This window comes from Sphingopyxis sp. LC81 (genome assembly GCF_000756375.1).
GTDB lineage: Bacteria > Pseudomonadota > Alphaproteobacteria > Sphingomonadales > Sphingomonadaceae > Sphingopyxis.
Genome location: NZ_JNFD01000030.1, coordinates 89,926 through 114,862, shown reverse-complemented (window position 1 = coordinate 114,862; position 24,937 = coordinate 89,926). Strand labels below are relative to the sequence as shown.

Below are 24,937 nucleotides of genomic sequence, written 5' to 3'. Positions count from 1 at the left end.
GCGCCCGGCCGGATTTTCCGGCTCAGGCCACCGCTGCCATCGGCCCTCTTCCACCATTTTCTATTTCGCCCAGATACCAGTCGACGAACCGCTCGATCCCGCGGGCAAGCGGGACCTTCGGGCTGTATCCGGTGAGCGCGTTGATCGCCGAGATGTCGGCGTAGGTCGCGGTCACGTCGCCCGGCTGCATCGGCCGCATCAGCTTGATCGCCGGCCGGCCGAGCGCGCGTTCGAGCACCGCGATCATGTCCATCAGCCCGACGGGATTGCAGTCGCCGATGTTGAGCAGCCGGTTTTCGCCGCCCGCCGGCGGGCGGTCGAGCACACCGACCACGCCGTCGACGATATCGTCGATATAGGTGAAGTCGCGCGCCATCCGGCCTTCGCCGAACACCTCGATCGGCTGGCCGAGGAGGATCTTCTGCGCGAAGCCATAATAGGCCATGTCGGGCCGGCCCCACGGGCCATAGACGGTGAAGAAGCGCAGCCCGCTGAGCGGCAGGTGATAGAGCTTGGCATAGCTTTCGCTCATCAGCTCGCAGCTGCGCTTCGTCGCCGCATAGAGCGAGACCGGCGCGGTGCAGGGCTCGTCCTCGCGAAAGCCGGTGCCGCCGAGCGGGCGGTCGCCATAGACCGAGCTCGACGAGGCATAGACGAGATGCTCGATATTGCCCGCGTGGCGCGCCGCCTCGAGCACCGCGAGATGCCCTTTGAGATTGCTATGCTCATAAGCGAAGGGGTTTTCGAGGCTGTAGCGAACACCCGCCTGCGCGGCGAGATGGACGATCCGGCGGATGCCGTTCGCTTCGACCAGCTCGCTGATCAGCCCGGGGCTCGCGATGTCGCCGTCGATCAGCCGGAAGTTGAAATTATCGACGAGCCGCGCGGTGCGCGCCTTCTTGAGCGAAACGTCGTAATAGTCGGTGAAATTGTCGAGCCCGAGCACGCGTTCGCCGCGCGCGAGGAGCCGTTCGGACACCGCATGGCCGATGAAGCCCGCGGCGCCGGTTACCAGGATGGGGCTGTCGTCGGTCACGCGGCGTGCCTTTCGTTCGCGGCCTCGGCTTCGTCCGCGGGCTGGCCCGGCCGGCCGATGCCGACATAGCGCAGCCCCGCTTCCTCGGCCCGCGCGGGCGGGTAGATGTTGCGGAGGTCAACGAGCACCGGCTCGGCCATCGCGGCCTTGAGGCGCGCCAGGTCGAGCGCGCGGAACGCGTCCCATTCGGTGACGATCACTGTCGCCGCCGCACCTTCGGCGGCGGCATAGGCGGAGGATGCATATTCGACGTCGGACAGCACGGCTTTGGCCGCGTCCATGCCCTCGGGGTCATAGGCGCGGACCTTGGCGCCCGCATCCTGCAGCGTCTGGATGATCGCGATCGACGGCGCGTCGCGCATATCGTCGGTGTTGGGTTTGAAGGTCAGGCCGAGCACCGCGACGGTGCGGCCGCGCACCTGCCCGTTCATCGCGGCGATGACCTTGCGGCCCATCGCGCGCTTGCGCTGTTCGTTCACCGCGACCGTCGCCTCGATCAGCCGCAGCGGCGCGTCGTGGTCCTGCGCGGTCTTCATCAGCGCGAGCGTGTCCTTGGGGAAGCAGGAGCCGCCATAGCCGGGACCGGCATTCAGGAACTTCGCGCCGATCCGGTTGTCGAGCCCGATGCCGCTGGCGACCTCCTGAACGTCGGCACCGACCTGCTCGCACAGGTCGGCCATCTCGTTGATGTAGGTGATCTTCATCGCGAGGAAGGCGTTGGCGGCATATTTGATCAGCTCGCTGGTGCGCCGGCTCGTGAAGACGATCGGCGCCTTGTTGAGCGACAGCGGGCGATAGACTTCTTCCATCGGCGCGCGCGCACGAGCATCCTCGATGCCGATCACGACGCGGTCGGGGCGCTTGAAGTCCTCGATCGCGGCGCCTTCGCGCAGGAATTCGGGGTTGGAGGCGACGGCGAATTCGGCGGCGGGGTTGCACTCGCGGACGATCCGCTCGACCTCGTCGCCGGTGCCGACGGGCACGGTCGATTTGGTGACGATCACGGTGAAGCCGGAGAGCGCGCCGGCGATCTCGCGCGCCGCGTCGTGGACATAGGACAGGTCGGCGTGGCCGTCGCCGCGGCGGCTGGGAGTGCCGACCGCGATGAACACGACGTCGGCGGCGCCGACGGCCTCGGACAACTCGGTGGTAAAGGCGAGATTGCCCGCCGCGACGTTGCGGGCGACCAGATCGTCGAGACCGGGCTCATAGATGGGGATGCCGCCGGCCTGCAGGCGGGCGATCTTGTTCGCGTCCTTGTCGACGCAGGTCACATGATGGCCGAAATCGGCAAAACACGCGCCCGAAACGAGCCCGACATAGCCGGACCCGATCATTACGATACGCATTACGCGTTGCTCCCTTTTTATATGAAGTCGGCTTTTTGCTGCACGTGCGAACAATCGCGTCGCAACGGTTAACGGTCAACTTGCCAGCTTTGAGCGGAGGCAATTGAAAGGCGAAATGATCGTTCCCAAAATCCCGACCCAGAACGGGACAGGGAGAAAAAATGCGATAGTTTAGAAGCGGATAATTCGAGGCTTTGCCTAAACGACGGCCAGCCGAATTGGCTGCAATGCGACGAAACGCTTCGACTTGAACTTGCCACGGGTCAGCGTCGGAGTAGAAGCTGGACGGGATAAAATGCGGGAAGGGTGAGATGCTGGAAGCGCAACGTGGGGCATTTTTCGCCGACTTGCCGGTGTCGTTGGCCCTTCGCCGCGACCGGCTGCGGCGTGCGGTGCTGATGATCGAAAAAAACGCCGACGCGCTGTGCGACGCGCTCGCCGCCGACCAGCCGAATCAGGATTCGGACTCCGCCAGGCTTATCGAAGTGGCGCCGGCGCTGGCGGCGCTGCGGACAGCGATCGACGGAGTGGGCCGCTGGATGCGCCCCAAAGGCGGGCGCAGCCTGCTCGCGCGGCTGCGCGGGGCCGGCGACTATGTGGAATATCTGCCGGTCGGGGTGATCGGCATCGCGGCGCCGGCGTCGCTGCCGCTGCTCCGGACGGCGGGCATCCTCGCGGGGGCGCTCGCCGCAGGCAACCGGGTGACGTTGAAATTCGACGCGGCCTCGGAGCAGTTGGGCCGGCTGATCGGCGAACTCGCGCCCGATTTTTTCGATCCGCTCGAACTGGCGGTCGCGTCCGATGGCGACTTTGCACAGCAGCCGTTCGACCTGCTGGTGACAAGCGAACCGCAGGAAGGCGATGGGGTTATGATTGCGCGCTCGGGCCCGTCGCCGGTCATCCTCGGACGCTCGGCCGATTTTGCCAAGGCGGCCGACAATGTGATCGCACGCAAGCGCCTCAAGGGCGGAAGCGCACCGCTCGCGCCCGACTATCTTCTCGTGCCCGAAGAGCAGGAAGAGGCGATTGCGTCCTGGCTGTGGCGCGCCGCGATGCAGCCCGGGGCGAACGAAGCGGCGCTGCCGGGCGCCGAACAGCAACGGCTGGCGCGGCTATTGGATAACGCGCGCGCGCGCGGAGGCGAGGTGATGACGGCGGAGCCGCGCGGGGCGGGAATGCCGCTCCACATCATTCGCCACGCCAGCGAAGACATGCTGGTGATGCAGGAGGAGTTTCGGGGGCTGATCCTGCCTCTGCGCAATTATGCGCGGATCGAGGATGCGATCGCCACGATCCATCGGCGACCGCCGCCGCTCGCCATCACTTATTTCGGCCGTGATGCCGCCGAACGCCGGCACGTGCTGGAACATACGCTGTCTTCGGCGATCGCGATCGACGGGCGCGTTCCGTCCGCGGCGAAGGCCGATGCGGGCATGACGCTCAACATCGATCACGGCGAAGCCGGTTTCCGGCGATTTAGCCGGACGCGGCACGTTTGTCGCCAGCCTTTGGCCGGTTTCGCGCGGGCATCCGCGCGCGACGGCGGCGACGATCTGGGTGGAGCGGCGCCCGCGCTGCACTGACCCCGGACGCGCCACGCCGCGCCGCATCGCGCTGGCCTTGATCGGTGCGCGCCGATTAGCGCGGCCGCATGGACAATCCATCCTCTCGCTTCGCCGCGAAGGCGGTTCAGATCAATGCAGGAGGCGAACCGGTCTATTTCGTGGAGTCGGGCGCCGTCTATCGCGGCGTGCGCGCCCGCGATGTCGGCAACGGCCTGTTCGTGATCCGCGAGCCGGTTCGCAATGTGCAGATCGCCAATGTCCGGGTGGAGGGCGGCTACCGGGTGATCGAGAACAAGGCGGCACCCGAACTGGCGGGGGCGGGGAGCGTCGGGCTCCGCGTGCGCGGGGCGAAGGCGAGCAATCTCGAACGCAGCTTCGCGCGCATCCGTTATGACAGCCACGACGGGGTGATCGAGGATGTCAGCGCGAGCGGCATGCGGACGACGGGCGCGACCGACCTGCCGGTCGGCATCGCCTTCGACGGCACCGCGCACGACTTCCGGGTCGAGCGCTGCTCGATGCGCGGCTTTCAATGGCAGCGCAAAGCCAGGCAATATTGGAACGGCGACGGTTTCTCGACCGAACGCGGCAATGCGCGGATTCTGTTTCGCCAATGCGCCGCGTGGGACAATAGCGACGGCGGGTTCGACCTGAAGTCGACCGAGACTTTGCTCGACGATTGCGTCAGCGGCCGCAACGCGCGCAATTTCCGCCTCTGGTCGAGCATCCGCGCGACGCGGCTCAGCAGTATCAATCCCGTCAAGATCGGCGGGATCGGCGACACCAACCATTTCACGATCATGGCGGCGAAAGGGGCAAGCGAACCGCTGGTCATCCATATCGAGCATCTGACGGTAAAGAGCGACCGGGGCTGGCCGATCTTCGACGTGCATCACGGACCGGCGAAAATCATCATCGGCTCGCACGATATCCAGGTGCCGCCGGGCACGCCGCTGGTCCGCTCGCGCGGCGGGGGCTCGGTGCCGGGCGGAGTGTCCTTTGCCGGGACACCGCCCAAGCTCTGAATGGCTTGGCGCACTTTGGACACGTTTCGACGCCGGGCTCTTGCTGCAATGCAGCGTAAAGGCGCAGGTCGCTCCTTGGCAGCACGCGGCGATCGTGTCTGCCGATCCGAATGCTGGTTAATTGGGGGGGAACCCAGCGACCAGAAAAGGGTGAAAAGATGCGAAAAATACGCAAGGCCGTGTTCCCCATCGGCGGCCTTGGAACCCGGTTCCTTCCGGCGACCAAGTCGATGCCCAAGGAAATGCTGCCCGTCGTCGACCGGCCGCTCATCCAATATGCGGTCGATGAGGCGCGCGAGGCGGGCATCGAGCAGTTCATCTTCGTCACCAGCCGCGGCAAGAGCCTGATCGAGGACCATTTCGATCATGCTTTCGAGCTTGAGGAAGCGATGGCCCGGCGCGGCAAGTCGCTTTCCGCGCTCGACGGCACCCGGCCGCCGCCGGGCGACATCAACATCGTGCGGCAGCAGGAGCCCCTCGGGCTGGGCCATGCCGTGTGGTGCGCGCGCCGCCTCGTTGGCGACGAGCCCTTTGCGGTGCTGCTGCCCGACGATCTGATGGTCGGCGAGCCCGGCTGCCTCAAGCAGATGGTCGAAGCCTATGCCGATCTCGGCGGCAATCTGATCTGCACCGAGGAAGTCGCGGCGGAGGACACGCAAAAATATGGCATCGTCACGCCCGGCTCGCGCACGGGGGCGATTACCGAAGTCAGGGGACTGGTCGAGAAGCCGGCTCCGGACGTTGCGCCGTCGCGGCTTGCCGTCATCGGCCGCTACATCCTCCAGCCCGAGGTGATGAACGTCCTCGGCAGCCAAGAGGAAGGCGCGGGCGGCGAGATCCAGCTCACCGATGCGCTGGCGCGGATGATCGGCCAGCAGCCGTTCCACGGGGTCACTTTCCAGGGCAAGCGCTATGATTGCGGCGACAAGAGCGGCTTTGTGACCGCGACGCTCGCGCTGGCGCTCGCCCGTCCCGACATCGCGCCCGCGGTGCGCGCTTTCCTGGCTGCCGCATAGTATGGACGCAGTTACACGGCATATCCCGCGCGGCCGGGAAGCGGACCCTGAGGTCGATCGCGGTGCACTGATCGACCTGCGCCGGGTCGGCGGGGTGCTGCGCCGGCGATGGATGATCCTATGTGCGGCGATGGCCGCGGCGATCGTGATCGCCGCGGCCGCCTATCTCGCCGCCGAACCGCGCTACCTTGCCACCGCGCAGGTTGCGCTCGAACGGACGGCCGAGCAGGTCATCAAGGTCGATTCGGTGATCCCGACGACCGATCCCGATTCGGCGGCGGTCGATACCGAGGTGCAGGTCTTGCGCTCGCCCGAACTCATCGGGCGGGTGGTCGATCGGCTGAAGCTCGAACGCGACCCGGCGTTCAACGAGGCCGCCGGACAGGGCCGGCCGACGGCGCAGCCCGACCTGATCGGGCGCCAGCGCGCGATCGGTACGCTGCTGAGCGGGCTGACGGTGAAGCGCGACGGGCTCTCCTATGCGATCAGCGTCTCGTTCGAAGGCGGCACGCCGGTGCAGTCGGCGCAGATCGCCAATGCGCTGGTCGACGATTATGTATCGGGGCAGGTCGGATCGAAGACCGAGGCGACGCATCGGGCGCGCGGATTTCTGGAGCAACGGCTTCAGGATCTTCGCGCGCAGGTGGTCGGCGCCGAGCGCGAAGTCGCGGACTATCGCGCCGCGCACAATCTTTTCGCGGTCTCCGAAGCGAGCAGTGTGACGCAGCAGGAGCTGTCGGGGCTGTCGACCCAGCTTGCCCAAGCCAAGGCCGAGAATGCCGCGGCGCAGGCGCGCCTTTCGGCCGCGCGCGCGCAGCTGAGCGGCGGGCGGACCGGCGAGGAGCTCGGCGATTCGCTCGATTCCCCCGTGGTCAGCCAGTTGCGCGCGCAGCGTGCCGAGGTGGCGCGCGAGGTCGGGGCGCTCGAAAAACGCTATGGCCCGCGGCATCCCGATCTCGTTCGCGCGCAGAGCCAGCTCCGCGTCGCCGATCAGCAGATCGCGGCCGAGGTGCAGCGCATCGTCTCCAACGTCGCGATCCAGGCGAGTATCGCCAACCAGCGCGCGGGTTCGCTCGCGGGGTCGGTGGCGCAGTCCGAGGGTAAGCTCGCGAGCGACAATGCGGCGTCGGTGCGGCTGAACGAGCTGGAGCGCAACGCCGAATCGGCGCGGACGCTCTATCAGGCGTTCCTCGATCGCTATCGCCAGACGGTCGCGCAATCGGGGCTGGAGCGCAGCGATGCCTATATCGTCAGCCGCGCGCGCGTTCCCAGCGCGCCGAGTTCGCCGAACATGCTGATCTATGCGGCGATGGCCGTGGTCGGCGGGCTCGGCATCGGCGTGCTGCTCGTTGTCCTGCTCCAGCTGCTCGAACGCGGCATCGAAACGAGCGATGCGATCGAGGAAACGCTGGGGCTGTCGACGCTTGCTTCGATCCCCGACGCCAACACGCTGCCCGGCTATCGCAAGCTGGGTCCGCCGGCGCCCCCGGCGGAGTTACTGCTCAAGCGGCCCCAATCGACCTATGCCGAGGCGTTCCGCACGCTCCGTACGTCGATCCAGTTTGCCGAGGCGGCGGGCCCGATCCGTGTCGTCGCGATCACCTCGGCGGTTCCGGGTGAGGGCAAGACCACGACCGCGATGGGGCTGGCCCGCGCGGTGGCGGCGGCGGGTGGCAAGGTGCTGCTGATCGACGCCGATGCACGGCGGCGCGCGTCCAGCCGGCAGTTCGCCGACGGCGTGAAGCTGGGGCTGGACGAAGTGCTGGCGGGGCAGGCGACGCTGGAACAGGCGATCGTCAAGGACAGCATGTCGGGCGCCTTTCTGCTGCCGCAGCGGCTCGATTCCAAGGGCGTCGGGTTGACCGAGAGTCCGCGGCTCGCCGAGCTGATCGAGGAAGTGCGTGGGCGGTACGACCTCGTGATCCTCGACACGCCGCCGGTGCTGCCGGTCGACGAGGCGCGCGTGATCGCGAGCATGGCCGACGGGGTGGTGTTCCTCGTGCGCTGGCGCAAGACACCGGCCAAGGCGGCGTCGGTGGCGCTGCGGCGATTGTACGATGTCCATGCCGAGATGCTGGGCGCGGTGCTTACGCTGGTCGACGTGCGCGAGCAGGAGCGGGCTGGCTATGAAGATGGCGGCACCTTCCTGAAGTCGTACCGTCCCTATTATGCCGATTGATCCTGCGGCGCCGTGACCACGCAGGCGCTACCTTACGGCCCGGCGTTCGGGCTCGGCATCCTGCTGCCGGTGACGGCGGTGCTACTCGTTTCGCTCGTCATCGCGGCGCGGCGGGCGGGCAGCGTCGCGGGCGCATTCGTCGTGGTGGCGCTGTGGATGCGCTACACGGCGGGCGCCTATCATCTCTATATGTTCCAGCCGCTCGCGGGCGGGCTTTCGGGCAATGCCCTGCTTTCGATCGGGGTGACCGCGTTCGGGCTGCTCTTTGTGGTGCGGCCGGCCAATCTGGCGCTCAAATGGCTGCTGCCCGTCTACGCGCTGGTCGGGCTCGCGCTGTTCAGCGCCGCGCTCAACGGCGATGCGGCCGGCGGGATCAACGTGGCGGTCAAATATGCCTATATGATCGTCATCATGCTCGCGGTGTTCCAGGCGCTGCGCAGCGATCCCGACGCGCGGTTCCTGAGCTGGGCGATGGTTTCGTTCCTTCCGCTGCTCGTGTTTCAGGCGCTGTCGCTGGCGCTCAACCTGCCCAAGGGATCGGAGGACGGCGACGGGCTGGTCTGGATCGGCGGCTATAATCACGAAGCGGCCTTCTCGGTCGCGATGATGACGGGGTTTCTGGTCGGCTGTTTCGCCAAATCGGCGCCGCGCGCGGTGCGCATCGCCTTCCTGCTCGCGACGTTGATCGGCATCCTGCTCGCGGGTTATCGCACGACGATCCTCGCGTTCGCGCCGCTCGCGCTCGCCGCCTTCCTAAGCGGGCTGACGCTGAGCGTGCGGCGCGACCAGCGCGCGCCGATGGCGGTGACGGCCATGGTCGCGGGCGTGCTACTCGTCTCGGTCGCCGCCTTGTCGTACAGCGCGAGTTTCGCGGACCTTTCCGCCTTCCTCGCGGACCCCGCCGGGCTGATCAAACCGCCGCGCGACTTCGACCTGCTCGAACGGCAGGTGATGTCCGGGCGGCCGCTGATCTGGAGCAGCTATATCTATGCCTGGGCCGAGGGGGCGCCGCTTCAGCATCTGTTCGGCCTCGGGCCGGAGAGCTGGGAGGGCGTGTTCAAAGTCTATCCGCACAACACACTGATCGCGACGCTCTACGAACTCGGCTGGTTCGGCGTGGCGGCGATGATCGCGCTGTGGACGGTCATGTTCGCCGCGGCGGCTTCGGCGCACGGCGAGCGCTTCAAGCTGCTCGCGGCGCATTTCGCCTTCTTCCTGCTCAATATGGCGACGATGCCGTTCTGGCAGGTCGAGGGACTGGCGCTCTATGGGCTGCTCTGCGGCTACACTATCCATGCCGCGCGGGCGGCGCCGCGTCCGCAGAAGCGTTCGCGGCGCCTGATCCCGGGCGCGAAGGTGCGGCCGTCGCTGTAAGCGCCCTCAGTGCCGCCCCAGTTCCTCGCGGCCGACCACCATATAATGGACCTCGTCGGGACCGTCGGCGAAACGCAGGTGGCGCACGTCGGCGTAAAGATCGGCGAGCGGGGTCCATTGCGAGATGCCGGTCGCGCCGTGGATCTGGATCGCCTGGTCGATGATCTGGCACGTCCGTTCGGGCACCATCGCCTTCGCCATGCTGACCCAGACGCGCGCTTCGCGGTTGCCGAGCAGGTCCATCGCCTTCGCGGCCTTGAGCACGATCAGGCGCATCGCCTCGATCTCGATCCGCGCACGCGCGATCACCTCCAGATTCTTGCCGAGCTGCGAGATCTGGCGGCCAAAAGCGGTGCGCGAATTGCCGCGCTTCACCATCAGGTCGAGCGCGCGCTCGGCCTTGCCGATCGTGCGCATGCAGTGATGGATGCGCCCCGGCCCGAGGCGCATCTGCGAAATCTCGAACCCGCGGCCCTCGCCGAGCAGAATATTGTCCTTGGGCACGCGGACATTGTCGAAGCGCATGTGCATATGCCCCTGCGGCGCATGGTCGGCGCCGAAGACGTGCATCGGGCCGAGCACCTGCACGCCGGGCGTGTCCATCGGCACGAGGATCTGCGAATGCTGCGCCTTTCGCGCCGCCTCGGGGTTGGTGTTCACCATGCAGATCAGGATCTTGCAGCGCGGATCGCCGGCGCCGCTGATGAAATATTTCTCGCCGTTGATCACCCACTCATCGCCTTCGAGACGCGCACGCGTTTCGAGGTTGCTGGCATCCGACGAGGCGACGTTGGGTTCGGTCATCACATAGGCCGAACGGATTTCGCCGTTCAGCAGCGGTTTGAGCCACATTTCCTTCTGTTCGGGCGTGCCGACCATTTCGAGCACTTCCATATTGCCCGTGTCGGGCGCCGAGCAGTTCAGCGATTCCGACGCGAGCGGCGACTTGCCGAGCTCGGCGGCGATATAGGCATAGTCGAGGTTGCTGAGCGGGGTCCCGGTGTCACCATGCGGGAGGAAGAAGTTCCACAGGCCCGCGGCCTTCGCCTTGTCCTTCGCACCTTCGAGCAGTTCGAGCTGCCCCGGCGCCCAGCTCCAGCGGTCGGCGCGGCCTTCGCCGAGCCGGAAGAACTCCTCGGTGATCGGATCGACATTCTCGGCGATGTGGCGCTTGACCGCATCGAACAGCGGCTGTGCTTCCTTCGACATTCTGAGGTCGTTGAGTTCGGCTTCGAGTTCGATCTCGGTCATGGCAATCCTCCGCTGGGTTTCGCCCGCAGTCTAGCCGCGCCATGTCATCAAGGAAAATGATAGGTGCGAATATAGTTTATTCGCAAGGCGAATGACTATGCGGTCTGCGCGAGCTCGTCAGCGATGATCGTGCGCAGCCAGCCAAGCCCCGGATCGGCCTGCGCGGCCTGGTGCCAGTAAAGATAGCTTCCGCCTTGTTCGACCGGCAGCGGCAGGTCGACGAGCTGCATTGGTCCCATCGCGGCGAGCACTTCGGCGTGCGAGCGCGGTAGCGAAAACAGCATGTCGGAGGAGGCGACGATCTGCCACGCGGTGATCGCATGCTGGCAGCGCACCGCGACGCGCCGCGCGAGGCCCATGCGGCCGAGCGCCATATCCTCGATCCCCGGGCCATAGGGCCGCGACGTCGCGATGATATGTTCGAGCGCGAGATAGGTGTCGAGATCGATCGCGCCGTCGACGCGCGGATGGCCCTTGCGCGCGACGACGACGATGGGCTCGGTCCCGAGATAATGGCGCTGGAGCCGGTCGTCGGCGGGCAGCGCGACATCGAGCGCGAGGTCGAGGTCGCCGCTCGCGAGCATCATAACGAGGTCGCGGCGGCGGAAGGTCACGCTCGCGAGTGCGACGTGCGGGGCTTCGCGCCGGACGCGCGCGACGAGCGAGGAGAAGCGCGGCATCTCACCCGACAGGCGCACCCCGATACGGAATTCGCGCGTCGCCTCGGCGGGGTCGAATGAGGCGGCGGCGTCGAGCGCGGCGTCGAGTCCGCGCAATGCCTCGCGCACCGGCCCGGCGATCGCGCGCGCCGCCGGGGTCGGCACCAGCCCGTTGCCCTGCCGCACGAAGAGCGGGTCGTCGAACTGCGTTCGCAGGCGTGTCAGGGCGTGGCTGATCGCCGGCTGCGACAGGTTCAGATGGCGCGCCGCCGCCGATACGCCGCCCTTGACGAAGATGGCGTCGAATATCCGCAGCAGGTTGAGATCGAATCTGGCGAGCTGCCGCAAGACGTCCTCCTCTGCCAAACCGGCGTGTGACGGATCATCGGCCTAATCGCTAATGATGCGGAAGTGAACCCGGCGGCGCGGGACCCTGCCGCTCAGGATGACGCGATCGTCACGCCGATCCGGACGCCTCCCAAGCCCAGCCATGCCGCCATCCGATCGAGTTCGATCGCGAGACGCTCCAGCGTTTCGGCGGGCGCGCCCGGTTCGATCGTGATCCGGTGCGCGAGCAGGACGCCGGCCTGGCGGTCGGCCTTGAGATCGACGCGCGCCACCAGCGCGTCGTCCATCAGGAAGGGCAGGACGTAATAGCCATGCGTGCGCTTGCCCTGCGGGACATAGATTTCGATGCGGTAACGGAATCCGAACAGCCGTTCGGTGCGGCTGCGCTCCCAGATCAGGGGGTCGAACGGCGCGAGCAGCGCCGCGCCGGTCATGCGGCGGGGCACGCGGGCGTCGCGGTGTAACCAGACCTTCTGGCTCCAGCCTTCGACGCGTGCGGAGATGAGGGTGCCCTCCTCGGCCTCGGCAGCGATCGCATGATCGGCTTCGTCGGGCTTCAGGCGATAATAGTCGCGCAAATCCGAAGCGGTCGCGACGCCGAGCGCGCGGGCGCTCCGTTCGATCAACGCGCGTTGCGCGCTTGCGGCATCGGGGGTGGGCAGGTCGAGAACGGCCTTGGGCAATACGCGTTCGGGCAGGTCATAGACCCGCGCAAAGCTGCCGCGTCGCGTCGCGGTGGTGATCCGGCCCGACCAGAACAGAAATTCGAGGGCGTGCTTGGTGTGGCTCCATTCCCACCAGCCGCTTTTGCTCGATCCATTCTCGAAATCGGCGGCCGCCAGCGGCCCTTCGGCGATGATCCGGTCGAGCACGGCCTGTGCTTCGGCGCGGTGCTCGGTCGCAAAGCGCTTCAGCGCCTGATAGCCGATCTCGCCGCGCTCGGCGCGCGCCATTCGCCAGCGGAGCAGCGGATGAAGGTCGAGCGGAAGCAGCGAGGCTTCGTGCGCCCAATATTCGAACAGGCGTCGCTGGCGGGTGGGACCCCAAGCATCGCGCTCGAGCAAAGTGCGGTCATAGCCGCCGAGCCGCGAGAAGGCGGGAAGATAATGCGCGCGCGCCAGGACATTGACGCTATCGATCTGGAAAAGTCCCAGACGGCCCAGCGATTTGCGCAAATGGAGGGCCGTCGGCTGGTCGGGGCGGCGGGCGCCGAATCCCTGCGCGGCAAGCGCGATGCGGCGCGCTTCCTTGAGAGAGAGGGTGATCGTCACGCGCGCAGGCTTGGCGCCGGCATGGGGGAGCGTCAACCGTCATGGATGCCGCTGGCTGCGAAGCGGCTTGTGAAAGCCGGCCGTCGGGCGTTAGGGGTGCGGCATGGCTCAGCGCATCGATTCTCGCCATCCGACACCGTGCGACGTTGCGGGTGAGTAAAGGAAAGGCCAACGACGGCGCGCGGCCGACGATGGCGGATGTCGCTCGCGAACTGGGCGTCGCGAAAATCACCGTTTCGCGCGCGCTGTCGAACCATTCGACGGTTAAAGAAAGTACGCGCACGCTGATCCGCGAGACCGCCGAGCGCATGGGTTACCGGCTCAACGTGTCGGCGCGCAACCTGCGGCAACAGCGCACGCGAACGATCGCGGTCGTGATCGAAATGACGCCGTCGCACGAGCGCCTGATGAGCGAGCCCTATCCGTTGCTGCTGCTCGGCGGCATCCTGCAGGAATTGACTGCGGCGGGACAGAATATGGTGCTCACCACCATCGACCTGTTTTCGGAAGCGCCACCCTCGGCCGACGGCGTGATCCTGCTGGGGCAGGGGGTGCATGACGACGCCGCTGCCGTGATCGAGGCGACCGGGCTGCCCTATGTGGTCTGGGGCGCCGAACATGGCCCGCCCGAACGGATCGTCGTCGGCAGCGACAATAGCGAGGGCGGGCGCCTGGCGGCCGAATATCTGCTTGGCCGCGGACGGCGCCGGCTCCTGTTCCTCGGCGACGCGGAGCATGGCGAGGCCGAGGATCGCCTCAATGGTTTCCATGCCGGGCTCGCGGGTTCGGACGCGGTGCTGGTCGCCAATATTCCCTGCGCCTTCACCCTCGCCGCGGGCCGCGACGCGGTCGCGCCGCTGCTCGAAGGCGGCAACCCCGGCTTCGACGGCATTTTTGCGAGCAGCGATGCGATTGCGATGGGCGCGATCGAGGCGCTGCAGGCGCGCGGACATGATGTGCCGGGTGCCGTGTCGGTGGTCGGCTTCGACGATTCGCCCGGCGCGGCGTTGTTTTCGCCCCGCCTGACGAGCATCCGGCAGGATTGGGGCGTCGGCGGCGAGTTGCTCGCGCAAAAGGTGCTCGCCATGGTGGCCGGAAAAGCGGTCGACTCGCGTGCGATGCCGGTCGCGCTAATCGTCCGCGACAGCTAGCTGACAGGGTCGCTTATCGTTGCTTTCCAGGGGTTTCCCGCAAAATGGTATCGATACCTTGACATCGATACCATTTTGCGGGAAACCGAACCCCAGAGCGGAGGGCCAAGCAGCCTTCGCCGTGGGTGAGGGTGCGTGGCGACAATCGAAAATCCTTCAGAAGCGATGCGGCTTGTCCGCCATGGCGATGCCGCGACCGGCGCGCAGGCGGCGGCGCTCTTTGCGCTCGCCAACGGGCTGGTCGGCGTCGAAGGCCTGATCGACGAGCGCGCGGACCGGCCCTGCGCCTATCTGCCCGACGCTTATGTCAGCCGGCCGATCGCCTATCATGAAAGCTTTCCCGGCTATGCGAGCGCGACCGATACGCGCGTTCCGTGTCCCAGCCCGGTGCTGCTGCGCCTGCATATCGACGGCGAGCCGGTCGATTTCGGCGGCGCCGACCTTGTCGAAACCGAAAGCGCGCTCGATTTCGCGACCGGCCAGCTTCGCCGCCTCTCGCGCTGGCGGCTTGCCGGGGGGCGCACGCTCGAAATTGCAGTCGATCGCATCGTCCCGCTCGCTGGCGGCGCTTGTGTCGCGTCGCGCATCCGCCTCCGGCCGATCGATTTCGGCGGCGCGGTCGAGGTGCGGCTGACCTACGGGGTCGAAGGCATGGGCGCTGGCGGCGCCGAGGTCGACGATCCGCGCATCTCGGCGCGGTTGCGGCCGGTCTGGACCACCATATCCCCCCTGCCGGGCGACCCGTCCACGGTCACCCGGTTCGCGCAGGATGCCGTCGAGCTCGCCTATCGCCAGCATGTCGCCGCCCCCGCCGCCGAAGTGGCGGACGAGGGCGCGGGGCATGTCGTGCGCGGCACGCTGGTCGCCGGCGGCACCCTGACGATCGACCGGGTGGTCGCGCTGGCATCCGCGCGCGGCCGCCCGGTCGGCCCCGCGGTGTTCGACGATGCGGCAACCGATTTCGACGCGATCGCCGAAGGCCAGAATGCCGCAGTCGAGGCGCTCTGGGACAGCGCGGCTTTCGCGATCGACGGCGACGACGCGCTGACCCAGGCGCTGCGCTTCGACCTGTTCCAGCTCCACCAGTCGGCGAGCCGCGATCCGGACCACAGTATCGGCGCCAAGGGGCTGACCGGCGAAGGCTATGAAGGCCATTATTTCTGGGACGCCGAAACCTTCATGCTGCCGGTGCTTGCGTTGCAGGCGCCCGCCAAGGCGCGCACCTTGCTGGCCTATCGCATCGGCAAGCTCGACCGGGCGCGGGCACACGCAAGGGCGCTTGGCCATGCGCGGGGCGCGCTCTATCCGTGGCGGACGATCGCGGGCGACGAATGCTCGTCGCACTATCCGACGGGGTCGGCGCAATATCACATCAATGGCGACATCGCCTATGCGCTCGCGCTTTACGTTGCGGCGACGGGCGATGAGGCGTTTCGTCTGCGCGCGGCCGAAATGCTGTTCGAAACCGCGCGCATGTGGATCGAGATCGGGGCGTTTGATGCGCGGCGCGGCGGCGCTTTCTGCATCCATGGCGTGACCGGGCCCGACGAATATTCGGCGCTCGTCGACAATGATTTCTACACCAACGCGATCGCGCGCCGGCACCTTGGCTATGCGGCCGAAACGGCGGACTGGCTGCGCGCGCGGGGTGATCTCGGGGCGCTGGCGGACGCGATCGGTCTCGATGAGAACGAGATCGCGACGTGGCGCAAGGCGGCGGACGCGATGTGGCTGCCCGTTGACGCGGTGCTCGGCATCAATCCGCAGGACGACGCCTTTCTGGGGCGCCCCGAACTGCCCGGTCTGAAATCGCCCGTTCACGACGGACCGCTGTTGATGATTTATCACCCGATGATCCTGTTCCGGCACCAGGTGGCGAAGCAGGGTAATGTCGTCCAGGCGATGGCGATGGACCTGGTGTCGATGCCGGTGTCGCAGCAACGGCGCAACCTCGACTATTATGGCCGCGTCACGACGCATGATTCGACGCTCTCGTCGGTGTCTTTCGCGATCGCTGCGGCACGGCTCGGCGACGAGACGGCGGCGCTCGATTTCATGCGCGAATGCGCGTTCGTCGATCTGGAAGATCGCCACGGCAATACGTCGCACGGCTTGCATATGGCCGCGCTGGCGGGAAGCTGGCTGGTCTTGGCGCAGGGGTGGGGCGGATTGCGGCTCGACGGGCGGGTGCCGGCGTTCGCGCCGACGCTTCCGTCGGCTTGGCAAGGCTACCGCTTCCGCCTGCAATGGCGCGGCAGCGTGATCGAGCTTGCGGTCCACGCGGCGGGCTGCACCTATCGCCTGTTGTCGGGCGCGCCGCTCGACATTCTCGATCATGGGCGTTCGCTGCGCGTCGGCGCGGCGCCCTCGACGCTGGCGCGGCCGACGGTGAAGGGGGCGATCTTCGACCTCGACGGCGTGCTGACCGACACCGCGGAGGATCATTATCAGGCGTGGCAGGCGCTCGCCGATACATATGGCTTTGCTTTCGACCGCGCGGTGAACGAGCGGTTGAAGGGGGTCGACCGCGCGGGGTCGCTGCGGTTGATCCTCGATCAGGCCGGCGCCGCGATCGATGCCGAGGCGTTCGATGCGATGCTCGCGGAAAAAAATGCGCTCTACCGGGCGCGGCTGGCCGATTATTCGCCCGCCAATCTCTTCGCGGGCGTCACCGGCCTGTTTGCCGAGCTGCGCGCCGCCGGGTTGAAAATCGGCCTTGCATCGGCGAGCCGCAACGCCGGTGACGTCGTGCGACTGCTTGGTATTGCCGACCAGTTCGACTTCGTCGCCGACGCTGGCGCGGTCGCGCAAGGAAAGCCGGCGCCCGACATCTTTCTGGCCTGTGCCGATGGCATGGGCCTCGCCCCGAACCAGTGCGTCGGCATCGAAGATGCACAAGCGGGAATTTCGGCCATCCATGCGGCGGGCATGGTGGCGATTGGCATCGGGTCGGAAGAGGCGCTGCCCGATGCCGACCTGCACGTCCCCGCCATCGGCGAACTCACGCTCGGCCAGATCCTGTCGACAGAACAGGAAGCGGCGGCGCGCGGACGCCTTTCAATCAGAACAGGTAAAGTGGAGGATATGCCATGTTGAATCGGACCTATCTGCTGTCGTCGATTGCGCTGCTCGCGCTGCCGGCCACGGCTTTCGCCCAGGAAGCGCCTCAGCCCGACGACGCGGCGGCGGCCAATGAAGAAATCATCGTCACCGGCACCGCCGGCGGCGGCGTCAACCGCCAGGACGCGGCGTTCGCGATCACCAGCATCAACTCGGACGCGATCGATCGCGCCGCGCCGAACAGCACCGCCGACCTGTTCAAGGTCATCCCGGGCGTGTCGGCCGAAAGCTCGGGCGGCCAGAATGGCGCCAACATCTTCGTGCGCGGCTATCCGTCGGGTGGCGACGCCGAATTCGTCACGCTGATGGTGCAGGGCGTTCCCTTCTTCTCGCCGCCGACCTTGTCGTTCCTCGAAAACACCCAGCTGATCCGCATCGACGAGACGATCGAGCGCGTCGAGGCGGTTCGCGGCGGCACCGGCGCGCTGTTCGGCAGCGGCCAGCCCGGCCTCACCGTCAACTTCGTCCAGAAGGAAGGCGGGCGCGATTTCGAGGGTCTCGTGAAGGCCAGCATCACCGATTATGGCGACCTGCGCGGTGACATGCTGCTCTCGGGCCCGCTCGGCGAGAACACCAGCTTCATGGTCGGCGGCTATTATTCGAGCGGCGAGGGCATCCGCAGCCCCGGCTTCACCGCCGAAAAGGGCGGCCAGATCACCGCCAACGTCCGCCACGATCTCGATAAGGGCTCGATCCTCGTCTTCGCGCGCTACCTCAACGATCGCGGCCAGTGGCTGCTGCCGATCCCGGTGATCCGCGACGGCAACAAGGTGCGCCAGTTCGGCAATATCGACCCCGGCACCGGTGTGCTCGCGGGCCCCGAAACGCGGCTCAGCACGCTTCCCGACGGGACGCGCGCCGACCTCGCCGACGGTCGCGGCGCCAAGCTCATCAACCTCGGCACCAATTTCGATTACGAGATCGGCGAGGGTTTCCAGCTGCGTTATCGCGCGAGCTATCTCAAGGGCGATGCCGACACGACCGGTCTCGTCCCCGCCAGCACCGCGACCACCGCGAACGCCTATGCCGCCTCGCTCGGCAGCACGGTGGGCAGCCTGACCTATGTCAATGGCGGGCAGGCGGTCGCCGGCACCCAGCAGGTGATCCGCGCGGGCACATGGATCGTGCGCAAGCAGATCGAGGATTTCACCAACGACCTCGCGGTCGAATGGGAAAGCGGGAGCAACAAGTTCACCGTCGGCGCCTATTATTCGGACTTTTCGTCGAACGATCAATGGAACCTCGGCAACGTCCACCTGCTGACCGCCGAAAACCACGGACGCCTGCTCAACCTGACGCTCGCCGACGGCCGGGTCGCGTCGAGCAACGGCTTTACCCAAGGGTCGTTCTTCAACGTCAACGCTGCCTATGACGGCCGCGAATATGCCTTCTATGCGGTCGACGAGTTCCAGATCACGCCCGAGCTGCGTTTCGATGCCGGCATCCGCTACCAGAATTACAAGGCGACGGGCACGATCGAGAACAACAGCTCGGTCGACACCGACAACAACCCCAACACGCTGTACAATAACGGCACCGCGGTGCTCAACGGCACCTTCCGCAATATCGCGTACAAGAAGGGCGCCTGGTCGTGGACCGCGGGGCTGAACTACGACATCTCGTCGTCGGTTGGCGTCTATGCCCGCTACAACCGCGGCAACACCAACCCCTTCTTCGACAATCTGCGCGACGGGATTTTCGTGTCGCCGCGCGTCGACAATTTCGAGGGCGGGGTGAAAGTCCGCACCGATCTCGTGTCGCTCTATGCCACGCTGTTCCATACCAAGTTCAAGGGGCTGGTGACCACGGTGATCCAGAATGGCGCGCCGGTTGCCGACATCGGCGGCGCGCGCAGCACGGGGATCGAGCTCGAAGGGCAGATCCGGCCGATCGACAATTTCGCCATCGCTTTTTCGGGCACCTGGCTCGATGCGAAGTACCGCGATTTCTTCGCTGGCGGCGGGACGATCGACCTCAGCGGCAACCGCGTGCAACGCCAGCCGAAATGGCAATGGCGCGTGACGCCGTCGTATGACATCGAGTTCGGCGACAATAGCAAGGTCTCGCTCTATTCGACCTTCAGCTATGTCGGCGACCGCTTCTCCGACACCGCGAACACCCAGTCGCTGCCGCATTATTTCAAGATCGATGCGGGGGTGACGGTCGACGTCAACGACGCGCTGACCTTTGCGGTGACCGCCGACAATCTGACCGACAAGGTCGGCCTGACCGAAGGCGATCCGCGCACATTGGGGCAGACGGGGGGCGAAGTCGTCAACGCACGCCCGATCCTCGGCCGGTCGTTCCGTTTCAGCGCCGCGTATAAATTCTAAAGGATCATCCCTCCCTGGGTGGCCGCGGCCTCTTCGCGGCCACCCCTTCTTTTTCTGCTAAGGACAGCCGATGGCCCGCACCCGACTGATCGCCGCGCTGATCCTGACCTATGTCGCTTTTGCGATGTTGCTCAACAGCGTCGGGACGGTGATCCTTCAGTCGATTTCCAGTTTCGATGTCACCAAGCCGCAGGCGAGCACGCTCGAAGGCTTCAAGGACATCACGATCGCGGTCGTGTCGTTTGTGACCGCGAGCTACTTGCCGCGTTTTGGCCTTCGCAACGCGTTGATCGGCGCGCTCATCCTCGCGATCGCCGGCTGTATCGTGATGCCGCTGGTCGGTAGCTTCGGCGCCGCGCAGCTCCATTTCGCGATGGTCGGCGCGGCCTTTGCGGTTGCCAAGGTCGTCGTCTATTCGATGATCGGCCTCGTCACCGACAGCCCGCGAAAGCATGCCAGCCTGACCAGCCTGATCGAAGGCATGTTCATGGTCGGCGTCCTCTCCTCCTATTGGGTGTTCAGCGCCTTCATCGATCCCACGGGGCTGCGCTGGCTGAATGCCTATTGGGTCCTCGGCGGTATAACCGCGATGGCGCTGGCGCTTTTGCTCTCGGCGCCCGTCGACGCGCAGCGCGCGCACGAGGGGGGCGATGCGGTCGAGGCCGAAAGCGCGCCGATCCTTGCCATGCTGAAACTCGCCGCGCTGCCGCTCGTCCTCATCTTCATCCTGTGCGCCTTCATCTTCGTCCTGATCGAGCAGGGGATCGGAACCTGGCTGCCGACCTTCAACAACGAAGTGCTGCATCTTCCCGCGCAGATGAGCGTGCAGGCGGCCAGCCTGTTCGCGGCGTGCATCGCGCTCGGGCGCTTCGGTGCGGGTGCGGTGATGGCGCGTTTCGACTGGTATCCGGTGCTCAACATCTGCCTTGCCTTGCTCGCGGCGCTGATCATCCTCGTTCTGCCGCTCGCTGACGGGCTGCGGCCTGGCCCGATCGCCAGCTGGGGCGATGCCCCGCTCGCCGCTTTCCTGTTCCCGCTGATCGGCTTCGCGCTCGCGCCCATCTATCCGACGATCGTCTCGGTGATGCTGAGCGCGATGCCGGGGCGCAGCCATCCACCGCTGATGGGGCTTGTCGTTGTTTTTTCGGCGCTTGGCGGCACGACGGGGTCGCTGGTCACCGGCCAGCTCTTCGCGCATCTCGACGGGCGCACCGCGTTCACGTTGATGCTTGTCCCGACGGCGATGCTCGCGGGCGGTCTCTTCCTGCTCCGCCGCAGAATCCAGGCGATAGAAGCCTGATTCCGAACAAGCGTGCGCGGCTGATTTTTTCCAATTCTGCTGAAAGCCGGCGGGCCGCAATCGGCACATTGCCGTAAAATAGGCGCTATGCCTCTTTCATCGCCGTTCCATGGTAACAACGATATGTCGGCGCTTGTTGCGCAAAGCCAGGCTGCTTTGGCGCGGTCTTTCGCATGTCTGGAAAGAAATGGCCCGGTGTTTCTCCATCGTTCGCGGCGATAGGCTGAGGAAACGTGCAGCCTCGGGTGTACGCAAATAGCGAAATGGTGGGGCTTTCAAAGTCATCATGAGCATCCTTCAGACAAACGCCGGATTGGCGCGCCTGACTCAACTCACTTGCTCTCGCGACATATTTCGATGGCTACTTTGCGCCTCAATGTCGGCCATCCGCACATCTCATACGGACGACCAGAAGCCGCCGTTGCATTTGATCCGACGGGGATATGGAACGCGCCCCATTTGAGGATGGAGCAAAAGAGATAGGACAGGGGAATGCCTCGGTTGGTACGTTACAATCGGCGCCGCCGCCGCGGCCTCCTCGCTTTGTCGTGAGGAGGCCGCCTTATGTCTAAGTCGATCAGAACCGGAAGCTCAAAGTCCCGCCGATCGTCCGGAACGCCTCCGGCATCACGATCTTTGCATAGCCGCCGGGGTTGATGACGCCGGCCGCGTAGGGGGCATAGAAACGCTTGTCGAGCAGGTTGCGGGCATAGATGCCAAAACGCCAGCTGCCGTCCTCGGCACCGATGCCCAATGTGCCGTTGAGCAGGCCATAGGACGTGATCTCGGCTTTGGGATCGCCAATCACCGCCTGGGTCTTCGAACGCCAGGCCCAATTGGCCGCGGCATCGATCGCCGTGTCGCCGCCCACCGCCTGCTTGTAATCGGCGCGCAGGATATAGGACCATTTGGGCGCATTGGGCAGGGGATAGCCGCGATAATTGGCGACCGTCGTGGTCGTCCCCGGCGCGACATAGCATCCCTCGCCGACGACCGGCGAGATCGGCTGGCCCGGATAGCATTGGCCGTCATAATCGCGGAAGGTCGAGTCATTATAGGCTCCGCTGGCCGAAAGACGGAGCGCCGGGGTGACACGGAAGCTGGTTTCGACCTCGACCCCGCGCGCGCGGAGCATGCCGGCGTTCGACAGATAGAAGGCCGGCGGGGTGATCGTGGTGTCGAAGGTCTGCGCCTGGAAGTTGCGGAAATTCGACCAATAGAGCGCTAGGTTGAAGGTGGCCTTGCCATCGAGGAAGCTCGTCTTGGCGCCGATTTCCCAACTTTTGACGGTTTCGGGACGAACTTCGCGGATGACACCGCCGGTACCGTCGATCGCCGGGCCCTTGAACCCGGTCGAATAGGTGGCGTACATCATGACGTCGCGGCTCGGTTCGAACTGGACGCCGACCTTGCCCGAGAGATTATCGGCGCGCACCGTGCCGTCGTAATTGGGGAGCCGGCCGAGCGGCACGGCGGGGAAGGGCAGCGGCGTCACGACCAGCGTGCCATGGTTGCGGTCGTTGGTGTAGCGGAGGCCGCCGATCAGCTTGACGGCGTCGGTGATTTCGAAGGTGATATTGCCGAATGCGGCGAGGCTGCGCACCTTGTTCGTCCCGTCGCGGCGCCCGCCGCCGATGACGACGGGGGCCCCGAACAGCCCGTAATAATTGCCATATTGCGCCGCATAACCGGAATTTTCGGTGCGATAATAATAGAGGCCGAGCACATATTCGAGCCGCTGCCCGCCCGGCGAGGTCAGGCGCAGTTCCTGCGTGAACTGGTTGCTGTCGACGCCGCCGTCGCTGTTGTTGAACACATTGGCGGGCGAAGCGTCGATGTCGGACAGCTGCAGCGTCTTGAGGTGGCGATAGGAAGTGATCGAGGTCAGCGTGTGATCGCCAAGCCCGACATTGATCTCGGCCGACCCCGCATAGAGCGAGGTGTCGGCGGTCCAGTCGCCGTCCATATAGCTGGCATAGACGTTCGAACCCGGCTTCACCGCAAATCGGGCGAACTGCGAATTATAGAGCGCGCTGGTTCCCAGCGATTCGATGATCGCGCCGTCGCGCGCGAACGCCGTCTGATATTCGCCCGACAGCAGGACCGAGACATTCTCGCCGGCTTCCCACAGCAATTTTGCGCGAAGACCGTTGTTCCGGCGGTCGCCCACGGCGCGCGATTTGTCGAGCACATAGGGGATCGCGCCGTCCTGCGCATTGCTATAGCCCGAAAGGCGAAGGGCAAGCGTGTCGCCCAGCGGGACATTGGCGCTCGCCTGCACCGCGCGGTCGTTGCGTTCGCCATATTTGAGGTCGAGCGACATCGAGGATTCGCCGAGACGCGGTTTCTTGGTGATGACCTGGATCACGCCGGCGCTGGAATTTTTGCCGAACAGCGTACCCTGCGGGCCGCGAAGCACCTCAAGCCGCTCGATGTCCGAAAATCCGGTCGAACCGGGATCGCGCGACAGGCCGATGACGACGCCGTCGATGACGAGGCCGACGGTCTGTTCGACGCCGCTGTCATAGGTTTGCGTGCCGACGCCGCGGATCTGGTAGCCGCCGCCGTTCGACACCGGGTTGGTCGCCGAAAAGGTGATGTTCGGCGCCAGATACTGAATGTCGCTGACTTCCTTCAACCCCGAACGGGCGAGGTCCTGAGCCGACACGGCGGTCACCGAAACCGGAACATCCTGTAACCGTTCCTCGCGGCGGGTGGCGGTGACGATGATTTCGTCGCCGTCGTTCGCGGACGCCGCGCTGCCGCCGGCGTCCTGCGCCGTCGCGGGCGCCGCGAACAGCGTCATCGCCGCCGCCGATCCGAGCAACAGATGTCGCGCCGCTGTTTTGTGAACCATGCTAACCTCCCCAATTTGACGTTCTGGACGCCGATGTCGTTAATGGCGCCAGATAGGCCTGCAACATACAAGCAGTCAAGATCGCTTGTATGTTGCGGATATCGGAACTACCGTCGCGTCAATGTCGGGAAAGAAGGGCTGGTTATGAAAAGGTCGATTTATCTGCTTCTTGCCTTGGCGGCGGCGCCGCTCGCCGCGGCCGAACCCGCGCCGCAAGCCGGTGTCGTTGCCGATCCTTGCGGCGCCTTGCCCGCCATGCCGGCGGTGATTGCGGACTATATGGCTCGTGCAAAGGCCGCGCTGACAGCGGGCGAATCGCCGCCGCCGCGATCCGCCGAGGGGATGGCGCTCTATGCGAAATGGCAGCAGGATCTGCTGCTCGCCGACTATCCCGGCCGTTGCCGCTATCGCAAGGACAATGCCGCGCTGCCGCCGGCGACGCCCAACCGGATCGTCTTCATCGGCGATTCGATCACCGAAGGCTGGCTGAACGAACAGCCCGGCTTTTTCACCGGCGACCGTATCGATCGCGGCATCAGCGGCCAGACGACCACTCAGATGGTCGCGCGCTTTCGCGCCGACGTCGTCGACCTGAAACCGCGCATCGTACACATCATGGCGGGCACCAACGACATCGCCGGCAATGGCGGCCCGACCTCGCTCGATGCCGTCGAGGATAATATCCGCAGCATGATCGATCTCGCCGCTGCGAACAATATCGCGGTCGTGCTGGGGTCGGTCCTGCCCGCCAACCGCTTCGACTGGCGGCCCGGCATCGACCCGGCGGAATCGATCGTGGCGCTCAACGCGCGCCTCCGCGCGCTCGCGGCCGAAAAGGGTCTCGTCTATGCCGATTATCATCGAGCGCTCGATGATGGTCGCCGCGGGCTGTCAAAGGCGCATGCGGCGGACGGCGTCCACCCCACCGCTGCGGGCTATGCTGTCATGCAGCCGATCGCCGAAAGCGCGCTCACTGAGGCGGCGCGCAAAGGGTCATAGTCCCGGCAGGCCGCGATAGGCGGGCCGATGGCGGCTTCTCCTTTATGCTTGCCATGCTTTTATGGCTGCCATATGTTACGGTCAATACTGCTTGTAAATGCGGA

The 24,937-nt window shown here is 65.9% G+C and carries 16 protein-coding genes; 10 read left to right on the top strand and 6 right to left on the bottom strand.

The window, feature by feature from the left end; genetic code table 11:
* Positions 1–22: 22 nt before the first annotated feature.
* Together FG91_RS15130 and FG91_RS15125 are read right to left on the bottom strand one after the other, a co-directional pair.
* Entirely contained in the window at positions 23–1,036 is a 1,014-nt protein-coding gene (locus FG91_RS15130; RefSeq protein ID WP_037516405.1) for an NAD-dependent epimerase/dehydratase family protein, read from the bottom strand.
* Positions 1,033–2,385: a UDP-glucose dehydrogenase family protein gene (locus FG91_RS15125; RefSeq protein WP_037516403.1), complete on the bottom strand. Its 1,353-nt coding sequence runs from the start codon at positions 2,383–2,385 to the stop codon at positions 1,033–1,035. Before FG91_RS15125 ends, FG91_RS15130 begins: the two co-directional genes overlap by 4 nt.
* A gap of 311 nt (positions 2,386–2,696) precedes the next feature.
* On the opposite strand from FG91_RS15125, the gene FG91_RS15120 reads away from it, so the two are divergent.
* The 5 genes from FG91_RS15120 to FG91_RS15100 all read left to right on the top strand — a co-directional run bounded on the left by FG91_RS15120 (position 2,697) and on the right by FG91_RS15100 (position 9,544).
* A complete protein-coding gene (locus tag FG91_RS15120) occupies positions 2,697–3,968 on the top strand; it encodes an aldehyde dehydrogenase family protein (RefSeq protein WP_052187680.1) in 1,272 nt (423 codons plus the stop codon).
* Between the two features lie 68 nt (positions 3,969–4,036).
* Positions 4,037–4,975 (top strand): hypothetical protein, encoded by a 939-nt coding sequence (locus FG91_RS15115; protein WP_052187678.1) that lies wholly within the window; start codon positions 4,037–4,039, stop codon positions 4,973–4,975.
* 158 nt (positions 4,976–5,133) lie between these two features.
* The gene (locus tag FG91_RS15110) at positions 5,134–5,991 is read left to right on the top strand and encodes a UTP--glucose-1-phosphate uridylyltransferase (RefSeq protein WP_037516401.1); all 858 of its coding nucleotides are present in this window, start codon (positions 5,134–5,136) and stop codon (positions 5,989–5,991) included.
* 1 nt (position 5,992) lies between these two features.
* Positions 5,993–8,170: a GumC family protein gene (locus FG91_RS15105; RefSeq protein ID WP_037516399.1), complete on the top strand. Its 2,178-nt coding sequence runs from the start codon at positions 5,993–5,995 to the stop codon at positions 8,168–8,170.
* Positions 8,171–8,182: 12 nt separating this feature from the next.
* The gene (locus tag FG91_RS15100) at positions 8,183–9,544 is read left to right on the top strand and encodes a hypothetical protein (RefSeq protein WP_052187677.1); all 1,362 of its coding nucleotides are present in this window, start codon (positions 8,183–8,185) and stop codon (positions 9,542–9,544) included.
* Positions 9,545–9,550: 6 nt separating this feature from the next.
* Here FG91_RS15100 and FG91_RS15095 read toward each other — a convergent pair whose 3' ends face one another.
* The 3 genes from FG91_RS15095 to FG91_RS15085 all read right to left on the bottom strand — a co-directional run bounded on the left by FG91_RS15095 (position 9,551) and on the right by FG91_RS15085 (position 13,073).
* On the bottom strand, positions 9,551–10,795 hold the full coding sequence (locus tag FG91_RS15095; protein ID WP_037516397.1) for an acyl-CoA dehydrogenase family protein: 1,245 nt from the start codon (positions 10,793–10,795) through the stop codon (positions 9,551–9,553).
* A gap of 95 nt (positions 10,796–10,890) precedes the next feature.
* Complete coding sequence (locus FG91_RS15090) at positions 10,891–11,802, bottom strand: LysR family transcriptional regulator (protein WP_037516503.1); 912 nt, start codon at positions 11,800–11,802, stop codon at positions 10,891–10,893.
* Between the two features lie 92 nt (positions 11,803–11,894).
* The gene (locus FG91_RS15085; protein ID WP_037516502.1) at positions 11,895–13,073 is read right to left on the bottom strand and encodes a winged helix-turn-helix domain-containing protein; all 1,179 of its coding nucleotides are present in this window, start codon (positions 13,071–13,073) and stop codon (positions 11,895–11,897) included.
* Between the two features lie 152 nt (positions 13,074–13,225).
* Between FG91_RS15085 and FG91_RS15080 the strand changes: the two genes are divergently transcribed.
* The 4 genes from FG91_RS15080 (at position 13,226) to FG91_RS15065 (ending at position 20,977) form a co-directional block, all read left to right on the top strand.
* Positions 13,226–14,224 carry a LacI family DNA-binding transcriptional regulator gene (locus FG91_RS15080; RefSeq protein WP_037516394.1) on the top strand — a complete coding sequence of 333 codons (999 nt, stop codon included), beginning with the start codon at positions 13,226–13,228 and terminating at the stop codon, positions 14,222–14,224.
* A 135-nt stretch (positions 14,225–14,359) separates the two neighbouring features.
* Entirely contained in the window at positions 14,360–17,320 is a 2,961-nt protein-coding gene (pgmB, locus tag FG91_RS15075; protein ID WP_037516392.1) for a beta-phosphoglucomutase, read from the top strand.
* Entirely contained in the window at positions 17,314–19,677 is a 2,364-nt protein-coding gene (locus FG91_RS15070) for a TonB-dependent siderophore receptor (RefSeq protein WP_037516390.1), read from the top strand. The genes pgmB and FG91_RS15070 overlap by 7 nt, the downstream gene beginning before the upstream one ends.
* 70 nt (positions 19,678–19,747) lie before the next feature.
* Positions 19,748–20,977, top strand: a complete 1,230-nt coding sequence (locus FG91_RS15065; protein ID WP_037516388.1) for an MFS transporter — start codon at positions 19,748–19,750, stop codon at positions 20,975–20,977.
* A 577-nt stretch (positions 20,978–21,554) separates the two neighbouring features.
* Here FG91_RS15065 and FG91_RS15060 read toward each other — a convergent pair.
* Positions 21,555–23,834, bottom strand: coding sequence for a TonB-dependent receptor (locus tag FG91_RS15060; protein WP_037516386.1), 2,280 nt, complete (start codon positions 23,832–23,834; stop codon positions 21,555–21,557).
* 144 nt (positions 23,835–23,978) lie between these two features.
* On the opposite strand from FG91_RS15060, the gene FG91_RS15055 reads away from it, so the two are divergent.
* On the top strand, positions 23,979–24,833 hold the full coding sequence (locus tag FG91_RS15055) for an SGNH/GDSL hydrolase family protein (protein ID WP_037516385.1): 855 nt from the start codon (positions 23,979–23,981) through the stop codon (positions 24,831–24,833).
* Positions 24,834–24,937 lie beyond the last annotated feature (104 nt).